Raw genomic sequence first — 10,677 nt, 5'->3', positions numbered from 1 at the left:
CTGCACCCCCACGACTCCAAGGAACTGCCATGAAGAAGTATTTGCTCCCGTCCGCCCTGTTGCTCGCTCTGCTCGGTGCATCTGCCTGCACCGGCCCCATGGGCCCTCAAGGCAACACGGGCAACACCGGAAGCACCGGCGCCACAGGGGCAACCGGCAATCAGGGAAATACCGGCGCAACGGGCGCCAGAGGCAATACCGGCAGCACTGGCACCGGCAGTGGAACCGTTGTCGTGGTTCCGCCCACACGCTGACGCATTGACCGACACGTCCTTCTTTCGGGATGCTTCAGGCGCCGTCCGGCGCCTGAGGGCGAGTGTCTGGCTCGTGGCTCATGGCAGGAGCAACTGTTGCCCCCAAGCAAAGCTGCTCACACGAAATCTGGTTGGCGTCCCGCGCCCGTCAATGCCCGGCAGCGCAATAGGCGAGGAACTCATTGACTTCCGCTGCCTTGTCGAAGACCGCATCGGCGCCCAGACGAATGCACTCCGCGCGGTTGTCCGGAGAAGCCGCATTGGTCAACGCCACCACGATCCCTTTCTTTCTGCCGAGCGCTGAAAGGGCGGCCAGCACGCCGAGACCTGTTCCCTGTTTCAGCAACAGATCCACGACGAGAAGCTGCCATGCCTCCTCGTTCGCCTGGAGCCAAGCCACAGCTTCGGCCTCAGAGAGCGCAGTCCCGACGACCTCTGCCTGCAGGTAGCCCTCGAGCACAACCTTGAGGCTGTCCTGGATCAACGGCTCGTCTTCCACTATGAAAACGGCAAGCGTCATCTGGGGAAGCCTCCTGCTGATGCCTTGAACCGCACAGGGCCGTCTGGTCACCGTGCGTCCGACGTCACCGGACAGGGCGAGCATTGCACCGAGTTCAACAAGGAGCAAGCTCGCATCTTCAAGGCCGCTTCGCCCCTGGCCGTCACCCGCCTCACCGTGGCTCGACCGGAATAAGTTGTTCGCCCCTGGCAATGTATGAATGGCGGAAGATCTGCCTCTATCAGCCTTGCAGCGCGCAGCAAGTCGCACTTCTCGATGTCCTCATGCGCATCGATGGTCATGGGCATTTCTGCGGAATAGAGCCGCTCGAGCAACTGCATGGGCATCGTGGATCCTCGCATCGATACAGGTTGACACCACCGGTTGATGAACTCGCGTCAGCCTGAGCGCTAGATGCGTCCCGTCAACAACAAGACGATCAGTACGAGCACGATGATGCCGAGAATTCCGCTCGGACCGTAACCCCAGCCGCGGCTGTGCGGCCATGACGGAAACGCCCCGATCAGAACGAGGATCAGGATGATCAAAAGAATGGTGCCGATGCTCATGATTGACTCCTAGGTGCTTGCTTGATATCAAGATACCGAGGCAGCGCATTCCAGTCTGTTCGCTATCGAACAAAACTGAATGCGCTTGCCTGACGCCTGCGAATCACGGCGTCGGGAGCGCTGCTTTCTTCCGCGAGCAGGATTTTTCGCTCGCGATCACCGATGCGCCCTCGCTGGTGATCGCATCCACATGCGCAACTTCCCGCGCGAGCCTCTTCGCCTTGCCTTGAACCTCGAGAGTCACTTTGATCATGCCGCTTGCAGCCAGCCGCTTTGCCGCGGCAACATCCGCCGACAACGTGAGCCACCGAGGCGGCGTCATGCGTCCGATCCGCATCAGTAATTGAGTGTCCATGGCGAGTCCTTTCGGATCAGAAGAACGATGGCGTGCCGGTCAGGGGAGGGGATGGCGCGGCAGGCAAATGGTAAAGACGCAACCGACGCCCGGCACGTCCCGCACCGTCAGAGTGCCGACGTCCGCCTCGACGCTTTGGCGGGCGATGGAAAGGCCCAGACCCAATCCCGACCTGTCATGACTGTGCTGATTGAAGGGCGCGAACATCTTGGCGGCGATTCCCGGTGGCAGCCCTCCGCAGTGATCTTCGACTTCGATCAGGACGTGCTCGCCAAGCTCATAGGCCTTCAAGGCGACATTGGTATGCGGGTGCGTGAACTTGAACGCGTTCTGCAGGAGGTTTGCCAGTGCGGCGAGCAGCAGTTCGCGGTTTCCCCGGATGGCCAGCAGGGAATCGACAGGCGGCACCTCGAAGACGCAACCTGCGGCGCTTGCAACGAGCCGGGCCGCGGTTTCGGCGTCCTTGACGAACAAGGCGACGGAGAATGTCTGCCGCTGGTCCGGCGCGTTACTGCGCACCTCGGCGAGCGCCCGGCTGATCAGCGCACCCGCTGCTGACAGGCTGCGTTTCAGCACGGTGCCGGTGGCGCCGCCCATCGTCATGTTGCCGAGTTCAAGCGCGTGAATCGCCAGGGTTGCTGTCCCGAGGGAGTTGCGCAGCTCGTGAACCAGGAATCCGAAACGCTCTGTCGCGTCGAGGCTCTGCTGGCGGGCGATTTGCGTATCCCGCTGAAAGCTGAACTCGGTGACGGCGTCTGCAATGGCGTTGTCCAGACACCGGTTCAAGGTCCGGAATTCCGCGACAGCGAAGGGGGCGTCGCGTTCGAGGGCCAGGTCCGTGATCGCCTGGCAAAGGTCGCCATAGTCGTGAACGACCTGATCAACCGTGTAGCCCAGCTTCAACAGCTCCTTGCCATGGGCTGTGGCGGACACCCCCATTTCCGACAAGGCCAGCGAATCCCCGCCCGACGGCCCCGAGATCCTGATGCTGTCGGCGGGTTTATCGTCCTCTTCGGCCGCAAGGGTTCTTATCAGCTGCTCGAGGAACAACGGGATGCCATTCGCCAGCTGATGTTCAGTGGCGGCCCGCCGGGGCCTCAGTGCAACCTTCGACTTGCACCGTGAAACCAGTTCCTCCCGGTTGTTGGTGAGAAAGTTGCGCATATTCTGAAACCTCGATGGCTTTCGCCCGCTTCATTCAATGAATGCCGCCTGCTTCTACTTGGAAGGTGTATCGCCATCTTCAGTTGCTCAGGGGGAATTGTCTGTACGGCACCGCACATACGTGGCATGCCGACTTGCGATCGGCACCTACATTCCCTCCGCGGCGAACGGTTCGCATCCGTCATCTCATCAGCGTCTCACGCTATCGCCAATGCGCCTGATGCACTGTTCGCCAGCGCACGCTGGCATGCAGAAATAGCCCCTCGTCTGTGTGCGGAAGCGCACAGACGACGAGGGTTCGGCGGCAAAATGATGGGCACTTTGGAATCTCCTTCCGCCATGGCACCGTCTTCGCCCTCGTTTTCTTCGCGCGCAGCCGTGGCGCGCAACAGCCTCCTGGAGGTGATACCGCCGGAAGTACTGGCGGGCCTGACGCCCCTCCTTGAGCTGGTGCCGCTCAAGCTGGGCGAGGTGCTCTACGAATCGGGCGTGGTCCAGCAGCACGTGTATTTCCCGACCGATTGCATCGTCTCGCTGCTGTACGTGCTGGAAAACGGGCAATCGGCCGAGATCGCCGTCGTCGGATTCGAGGGGATGGTCGGCGTTTCGCTGCTGATGGGAGGGGGAAGCACGCCCAACCGCGCCGTGGTGCAAAGCGCAGGCCACGCATTCCGCCTGAGCGCCAGCCACATCAAGCAGTTGACGGACAACGGCGGGCCCCTGCTGCATCTGTTGCTGCGCTACACCCAGTCGCTCATCACCCAGATGTCACAGACGGCCGTCTGCAACCGGCACCACTCGCTGGAACAGCAGCTGTGCCGTTGGCTGCTGCTGAGCCTCGACAGGTTGCCCGGCAACGAGCTGGTGATGACCCAGGAGCTGATCGCCAACATGCTCGGCGTGCGGCGCGAAGGGGTGACGGAGGCGGCCGGCAAGCTGCAGCGCCTGAACCTGATCAAATACTCGCGGGGTCACATCACGGTGCTGGATCGCCCGGGGCTGGAGAAGCAGGTGTGCGAGTGCTATGAGGTCGTGAAGCGTGAAACGGATCGCCTGCTACCCCGTCAACTCGCGACCTGAACCAGCGCGATCGCGCCGCGTTCGGTGCGCCTCCGCACAGACGCGAGAAGGGCCCTCGGCAACAATGCGCTCGGTTGCGCATTCCCGCGCTGATTCTTCCCAACAGGCGGTTCCGTGACATCAGCCCCGCCCCGCCCCATCCTCAATCGCCTGCTCGAGGCGCTGCCGCCCGCGGACCGGGCGCACCTGCTCGAACGCTGCGACAGCGTGCAGCTGGCTACGGCGCAGATCCTCTACGAGCCGGGCGATGTCATCCATCACATCCATTTCCCCACGAGCGCGTTCGTCTCGCTGGTGTCGACCGCGGACGGCCATGATGGCCTTCAGACGGGAATGGTGGGCAACGAAGGTGCCCTGGGCTACGAGCTGTCGCTGGACGTGCAGAGCGCGCCGCTGCGGGCGCTGGTGCAGGGGAGCGGCATGGCCTGGCGTCTGACGGCGCAATCGTTCGCCCAGGAGTTGGAGCAGAACTCGAAACTCAAGCGCATCCTCAATCGCTACGTCTGCGTGCTCTTGATGGAGTTCGGCCGCTCGGGCCTGTGCAACCGCTTCCACTTGATCGAGGAACGGCTGGCGCGCTGGCTGCTGACCACGCAGGACTGCGCGCATTCGACGCACCTCGCGCTGACCCATGAAGTGCTGGGCCGCATGCTGGGCGTGCGCCGGGTCGGCATCACCAATGCGGCAACGGCGCTGCACACGCGCCGGTTGATCGACTATCGACGGGGCGTCATCACGATCACGGACCGCGAAGGGCTGGAAAATGCGGCGTGCGATTGCTACCGGGCCAATCGGCGCAGCTATGCGCACCTGATCGCATAGCTGCCGGTCGGCCGCGATGCGGCGCCGTCTTGCATGTGCCACTCGGTGCTTGCCGCATGTCTCGCCCAGATCGCCATTCGCTCGGTGGAGCGGAGCGCCGTTCTACTGGATGGTGGTTCGCTCGAAGTCGACGGCATGGATCGCTGAGGCGCACGTTTCGCCATACGAGTAGACAACTCTTTGGCGCGACCACGCCAGGCCGGCTACGCAAGATTCTTGGTCGACAGCGTCGAGGTTCTCCGCGGCAGCTCGGAAGGGCGACGATTGTTCGAGCTCTTGGATCGCACTGCGATGCGCCGCGCGGGGGTGGGATGCTCAGCCGGTGAAGCCGGACTGCCTTGCAGTCAACGGCATCACGGGACCTTGCGCCCGGCTTGCCTGGCAGCACGATCGATCACGTCGGCGACTTTCTTCGGCTGGGTCATGAAGACCGCATGGCTTGCCTTCACCTCTTCCACCGCGGCACCAATGCGCTGGGCCATCTTGTGCAGCATCCGCACGTCGAAGGCCTTGTCCTCGGTCGCGATCACCGCCCAGCTTGGCTTGGTTCGCCATGCGGCGTGATTGAGCTTGGTCGCAAACACCGACATGTTGATCGGCACCTGCGAGTCACGCAAGAACGCGGCGTCCGCATCGCTGGCATCACCGGCAAAGCCGATCTTGAACTTCTCCAGACTGACGAATCCGTAGCCGTCGGATTGCGTGTCGATCACGAAGTCGGGGGCACTGAATCCGGCGTACTGCTCGCTCGTGGTCTCGCCGGCGTCGGGCGAGAGAGCGCTGACATAGACAAGACCGACCACCTTCGGGTTGATGCCCGCCTCGGTGATGACCGTGCCCCCCCAGGAGTGACCGACGAGGATCGTGGGACCGTCCTGGCGGGCGAGCGCCCGCTGGGTCGCCGCCACGTCGTCGGCCAATGAAGTCAGAGGATTCTGAACAATGGTGACCCGGTAGCCTCTGTTGATCAGCTCGTCATAGACACCCCGCCAGCCCGAACCATCGGCAAAGGCGCCATGCACCAGTACAACATTTTTTGCCTGCACCTGTTGCGCATGTGCACCGCCACCGGGGCCGACGATGCTGGCGGTGGTCGCAGCGGCGATGAAAAGCTTGCGAATCAGTGAGTTCATTGGGGGTCCTGGGCAGTGGATGGAAAGATTGGAAATGGTAGAAAAAAACGTGCTGAACAGGGTTGCGAAGATGGCCACAAAGTCAGATGTTTAGGCGCACATATCGCATTTCTGCAAAACAGCGTTGTGCAGCTTGCCGAAACCACGCAATAAAGATGTGTGGCACGACGAGCGCATCTGAGATCGGGACGCCCACGAACGCCCCCTCGCGGGATGCGCGGGCCGCTGGCCTGCTTCGTGTTCGAAATGCAGCTGCCGATGGACCCGGCGCGCCTAGACCGTCGGGACGGTTCCCCCGTCTATCAAGTGCTCCGAACCCGAGATCGAGCCCGCCCGTGGTGACACAAGGAACGTGATCAGGTCGGCGACTTCCTGCGGTCTGGCCGGCCGGCCGAGCGGAATGCCGCCAAGCGATTGCATGATGATCCGCTTGCCGCCCTCGTAGTCGGTGCCGGCCTGGTCGGCAAGGCGCTCGGCCAGCGCCACCGACGCTTCGGTCTCGACCCATCCCGGCGACACGCGCAACACGCGAACGCCCTTGGGTGTCACCTCTTTCGACAACGCCTTGCTGTAAGTGGACAACGCCGCCTTGGCCGCCGCATAGGCGGTCGTGGATTCCGGCAATGGCAGCAGGCGCTGGATCGAGCTGACGTGGACGATGACGCCTGAACCCTGCGCGAGCATGGCGGGCAGCAGTGCGCGATCGAGTCGGACGGCGGGCATGAGATTTTGGTTCAGTTCAGCGAACCAGCGCGCATCATCAAGGGCTGCAAAGCCGCCGCCTGGTGCGCTGGAGCCGCCGAGCACGTTGACCAGGATGTCGACGCCGCCCCAATGGTCGAGCACCGACTGCGCGACCTTGGCGGCGCCCTCGGCCGTCGAAAGATCGGCAGCAACATGGATTACGTCCCCGATCGACCGCGCGGGCGCGGAGCGCGCCGTGGCCATCACCTGCACACCAGCGTCGCGCAAGCCTTGAACGACCGCCGCGCCGACGCCCTTTGTACCGCCAGTGACCAGCGCTCGCTTGCCTTGGAGCTGAAGATCGAAGCTCATGCCGTGATCTCGAGCGATGCGATCAAGCCACGTTCGAGGCGAAAGCGATACTGAAGGTCGGCCGGGCTGCCGGGGAAATTGCCGGCCACGCGAGTCCGAACGATCTGGAATCCCTCCTCTTGGTGCAGCGCAAACGGCTCGACCTTGTACCCGTACCGGGCCGCTGCGGCGGCCTTCCATTCTTGAATCGCGCGGCGGCCGGTGTGGGTGTGGCCTTCATCCTTCACGCTGGCTTGTGGAATGAAGCATCGGGCCAGTGCCTCGGCGCTCTGCGCGTCGGCCACGAAGTAGGCCGAGATGGGATCGGGAAGGGTCAGGGTGCTCATGGTGACAACGCCTCGGAAGTGAAGTCGCAAGGATGCGCGTGGCACACCGATAAGTGAATCTTCTAGAATCTTCACGAGCTATGTAGAGGACGATACACAATGCGCGGAGCGGAATTTGCCGAGCTCAAGGCTTTTGCCGCGGTGGTGGAACGCGCGAGCTTTGCCCGCGCCGCGGAGCATCTGGGGCTGTCTGCTTCCGCGCTGAGTCAAACCATCCGGCAGCTGGAAACGCGGCTCGGTACGCGTTTGCTGAACCGCACGACCCGCAGCGTTGCCACCACCGCGACCGGGGCGCAGTTGTACGGACGCATCGCGCCGCTCTTTCAGGACATGGCCGATGCCGTGAACGAAGCGAGCGCCATGGCAGGTCAGACGCGCGGCACGCTGCGCATCAACACCCTCGGGATGGCCGCCTGGGCGGTGATCGGCCCCCGCCTGGGTCGGTTTCACCGGGCGCACCCGGAGGTCACACTGGACATCGTGGTCGAAAACGGATTGAGCGACATCGTTGCGGGTCGATTCGACGCTGGCATCCGCGTCGGAGGCAAGCTGGAGAAGGACATGATTGCCGTGCGCTTGACGCCGGATGTGAAGATGGTGGCCGTGGCATCCCCGGACTATCTGGAGCGTCGCGGCACACCGCGGTCACCGTCCGATCTGCACGGCCACGCCTGCATCAACTGGCGACTCCAGAGCGACGGGAGTGCCTACCGCTGGGAGTTCGAAAAGAAGGGCAAGCGGACCGAAGTGGCGGTGGACGGACCGTTGGTCACCAATCATTCAGACATGGGTGTCGCTGCTGCACTGCAAGGACTGGGGATCGCCTATGCCTTCGATCGCGAACGAGTCGATGCGCTGCTCGCCCAGCAGCGCCTGGTGGAGGTTCTTGCCGACTGGTCGATTGCACGGCCAGGGCTGTTCCTGTATCACCCCAGCCGGCGCCAGGTCCCGGCCGCGCTGCGCGCCTTCATAGACTGCATGCTGGAGAAAATTCCCTGAGCCAGGTCAGGTTCCGTGGACGATCACCACCGCGCGCGAGCACCTGTCATCCCAGAGCCGCATACGTGGGTGGGCTAACTCGAAGGCCAAACAGGCGCTCACCGGACCGGTGGAGGTGCTTGGGTTCGCGAAGAAGAAGGATTGATGCATCGACGAACGCGTTCAAAGTGTGCGGCGGCCTTACGCATTCGAGTTGCCATGACGCCTTGAGGCCCGTAGTGGCCGTTGAACATGAGGGAGAACTCATTGCCTGAAATGACGCACCTTTTGCCAGTCGACAAGCACGACCTGTCGAAGGCAGAAGCGATCGTCGCTCTGGGCTATCCGGCCGTCGACGCGCTTCTTCCTGAGTTGATCGCCTGGATGCAAGACATCAACTGGCCTGTCGCAAAGGTCTTGACCCCCTTTCTGGCTGGCATCGGTGAACCACTGGCACCTCATCTGCAGATGATCTTCGAGTCTGAAGATCACGTCTGGAAGTACTGGGTGCTCGACAAACTTGTCGCTCCGTCACCCAGGCTCGCAGTGGCCCTCGAGCCGTCCCTTTTGCGCATGGCCTTGGACCCGAGCCCAGGTGAAAGCGACGAAGGGGTCGATGAGATTGCTCGAAGGATCTTGGCGAAGAAAGCAGCCTGAGTAGGCAGTGGCAACGTCTTTCGGGTGTCTGCTATCGAGGGTCGGGGACGTCTCTTTTGGGCCCGAAGCTCCGCCGGTCGTAACCGGCTACAGTCGGCCGAGGTCGTGTGGAAACAGCTTCGGTGCGAGTAAGTATGCCGAATTAGCGACCGCGAGGCCGTGATCGGCATCACGAAGTCATCCAGTAGCCTCGTCGCAGAAACGGGTGACTTGGCACGCTCCTGAGTCGCCGAGAGCGTTGCAATGGCGATTGAAGAGGCTCACGCCCCCATCAGCCTGATCGCCTTCATCGCTTGGTTCATACCCAGGATCGCGATCATGCGCTTCAGGTTGTAAGCCAGCACGTGCAGGCTCATTTCCGTGTTCACGTGCGGCACGTGTCTTCGTGAGGAAATGGGTTGAACCCATCCAGTACTTGAGCGTGCCGAACACGTGCTCCACGGTGCACCTTCGCAGCGTCATCGCAACAGGCTTGCGATCAAGACGTTGCTGGACGCGTTCGAGCACCGCCTCATGCTCCCATCGATGGATGCGTCGGTAGTCGCTGGGCGTGCACTGATCCTTCATGGGACACCTGGGGCAAGCGCTGGTCCAGTAGATGCGCGCGTTGAGGCCATTTCTCTCGAGTGTGCTGAACCTGTAGATGGCCCGTTCGCCCGCGGGGCACTGATACTGGTCATCCTTCGCGATATAGATGAAGTCGCTCTTGTCGAAGCGCCCCTCGGCCTTCGCGTTCGAGGTCATCGGCTTCGGTACGTAGGTTGTGATGCCCGCGTCTTCACAGGCCTTGAGCTCCGTCCCATTGAAGTACCCTCGATCGGCCAAGGCCTGCAGCTTGGCCTTGCCCATCGCCTGGCGTGCATTCAGCGCCATCTTGCTCAGTTGCGAGCGGTCGCTGCCGACGTTCGTGACCTCGTGCGCCACGATCAGATGATGCCTGGCGTCAACGGCTGCCTGGACGTTGTAGCCCACCAAGCCAGTGCCCTTGGCCTGCGAGTTCATCGAGCGCGCATCGGGATCGGTGGTCGAGCGCTGACCATCGGGCTCGTGCTTCAGTTGCTCTTTGGTCCGGTCCAGTTCCCGCATCTGCTCGCGCAGCTTCTTGATCTTGTCCGTCAATCGCTCGGTCTTGGCCTCGACCTCGGCCGGCCGGGTGCGATCGGCCGTCTCCATGGCATCGAGGTAGCGTTGGATGCTTTGTTCGATCTGCCGCTGACGCGCCTCGATCTTGCCGGCGGTGAAGTTTCGGTCTCGACTGTTGACCGCTTTGAATTTGCTGCCATCAATGGCTACGATGGCGTGCGAGAACAGCTTGAGTTCTCGGCACATGCCGATGAAGCGCTTGCAGACATTGCGGATGCCAGGACCGTTATCGTGGCGGAAATCGGCGATGGTTTTGAAGTCGGGCGCCAGCCGACCGGTGAGCCACATCACCTCGACGTTGCGCTGGGCTTCGCGCTCCAGGCGGCGGATGGACTGGATTCGATTGAGGTAGCCGTAGATGTAGAGCTTGAGAAGCACCGCCGGGTGATACACGAAGGGCGGCCGGTCGCCGCTGGCTCTACACCTTCGAAGCCCAACGCTTGAAGGTCGAGTTCCTCGACGAAGACATCGACGATTCGCACCGGGTTGTCCTCACCGATATAGTCATCAAGGCATTCGGGAAGCAAAGTCACCTGCTGTCGGTCTTCGCCCTCGATGAATCGCTTCATGGCCACCTCGCTCTGACGGGTTGGTGGATTTCATTTTGAGTGAGACGATCAACGAAGCGTTTTCACACACCC

12 protein-coding genes and 1 pseudogene are annotated in these 10,677 nt (G+C 62.3%); 5 read left to right on the top strand and 8 right to left on the bottom strand.

Annotation, left to right across the window (positions count from 1 at the left end):
• Positions 1-29: 29 nt before the first annotated feature.
• Positions 30-254: a hypothetical protein gene (locus tag EJO66_RS31860; RefSeq protein WP_125967199.1), complete on the top strand. Its 225-nt coding sequence runs from the start codon at positions 30-32 to the stop codon at positions 252-254.
• Positions 255-402: 148 nt separating this feature from the next.
• Here EJO66_RS31860 and EJO66_RS31855 read toward each other — a convergent pair whose 3' ends face one another.
• The 4 genes from EJO66_RS31855 to EJO66_RS31840 form a co-directional block, all read right to left on the bottom strand.
• Positions 403-774, bottom strand: a complete 372-nt coding sequence (locus EJO66_RS31855; protein WP_124962222.1) for a response regulator — start codon at positions 772-774, stop codon at positions 403-405.
• Between the two features lie 389 nt (positions 775-1,163).
• Positions 1,164-1,322 carry a DUF3309 family protein gene (locus EJO66_RS31850; protein ID WP_124962223.1) on the bottom strand — a complete coding sequence of 53 codons (159 nt, stop codon included), beginning with the start codon at positions 1,320-1,322 and terminating at the stop codon, positions 1,164-1,166.
• A gap of 103 nt (positions 1,323-1,425) precedes the next feature.
• Positions 1,426-1,677 (bottom strand): hypothetical protein, encoded by a 252-nt coding sequence (locus tag EJO66_RS31845; RefSeq protein ID WP_125967198.1) that lies wholly within the window; start codon positions 1,675-1,677, stop codon positions 1,426-1,428.
• Positions 1,678-1,716: 39 nt separating this feature from the next.
• The gene (locus tag EJO66_RS31840) at positions 1,717-2,841 is read right to left on the bottom strand and encodes a sensor histidine kinase (protein ID WP_125967197.1); all 1,125 of its coding nucleotides are present in this window, start codon (positions 2,839-2,841) and stop codon (positions 1,717-1,719) included.
• A gap of 339 nt (positions 2,842-3,180) precedes the next feature.
• Here EJO66_RS31840 and EJO66_RS31835 point away from each other — a divergent pair, with 339 nt between their 5' ends.
• Together EJO66_RS31835 and EJO66_RS31830 are read left to right on the top strand one after the other, a co-directional pair.
• Entirely contained in the window at positions 3,181-3,921 is a 741-nt protein-coding gene (locus EJO66_RS31835; protein WP_125967196.1) for a Crp/Fnr family transcriptional regulator, read from the top strand.
• 114 nt (positions 3,922-4,035) lie between these two features.
• Positions 4,036-4,743, top strand: coding sequence for a Crp/Fnr family transcriptional regulator (locus EJO66_RS31830; RefSeq protein WP_124962228.1), 708 nt, complete (start codon positions 4,036-4,038; stop codon positions 4,741-4,743).
• 353 nt (positions 4,744-5,096) lie between these two features.
• On the opposite strand, the gene EJO66_RS31825 is transcribed toward EJO66_RS31830, so the two are convergent.
• The 3 genes from EJO66_RS31825 to EJO66_RS31815 all read right to left on the bottom strand — a co-directional run bounded on the left by EJO66_RS31825 (position 5,097) and on the right by EJO66_RS31815 (position 7,258).
• Positions 5,097-5,876, bottom strand: coding sequence for an alpha/beta fold hydrolase (locus EJO66_RS31825; RefSeq protein ID WP_125967195.1), 780 nt, complete (start codon positions 5,874-5,876; stop codon positions 5,097-5,099).
• Between the two features lie 273 nt (positions 5,877-6,149).
• Positions 6,150-6,932 (bottom strand): SDR family oxidoreductase, encoded by a 783-nt coding sequence (locus tag EJO66_RS31820; RefSeq protein ID WP_125967194.1) that lies wholly within the window; start codon positions 6,930-6,932, stop codon positions 6,150-6,152.
• Positions 6,929-7,258, bottom strand: coding sequence for a nuclear transport factor 2 family protein (locus EJO66_RS31815; RefSeq protein WP_124962231.1), 330 nt, complete (start codon positions 7,256-7,258; stop codon positions 6,929-6,931). Before EJO66_RS31815 ends, EJO66_RS31820 begins: the two co-directional genes overlap by 4 nt.
• Positions 7,259-7,357: 99 nt before the next feature.
• Between EJO66_RS31815 and EJO66_RS31810 the strand changes: the two genes are divergently transcribed.
• Positions 7,358-8,257 (top strand): LysR family transcriptional regulator, encoded by a 900-nt coding sequence (locus EJO66_RS31810; protein WP_125967193.1) that lies wholly within the window; start codon positions 7,358-7,360, stop codon positions 8,255-8,257.
• 255 nt (positions 8,258-8,512) lie between these two features.
• Entirely contained in the window at positions 8,513-8,893 is a 381-nt protein-coding gene (locus EJO66_RS31805) for a DUF5071 domain-containing protein (RefSeq protein ID WP_240648939.1), read from the top strand.
• Positions 8,894-9,153: 260 nt separating this feature from the next.
• Here the strand turns inward: EJO66_RS31805 and EJO66_RS31800 are convergent.
• Positions 9,154-10,605, bottom strand: a pseudogene (locus tag EJO66_RS31800) (IS1182 family transposase).
• Positions 10,606-10,677: the final 72 nt, after the last annotated feature.

It is taken from the genome of Variovorax beijingensis, assembly GCF_003951285.1.
GTDB classification, from domain to species: domain Bacteria; phylum Pseudomonadota; class Gammaproteobacteria; order Burkholderiales; family Burkholderiaceae_C; genus Variovorax; species Variovorax beijingensis.
Note: the sequence above shows the minus strand (reverse complement) of the source record. Positions and strands in the feature narration are given on the sequence as shown.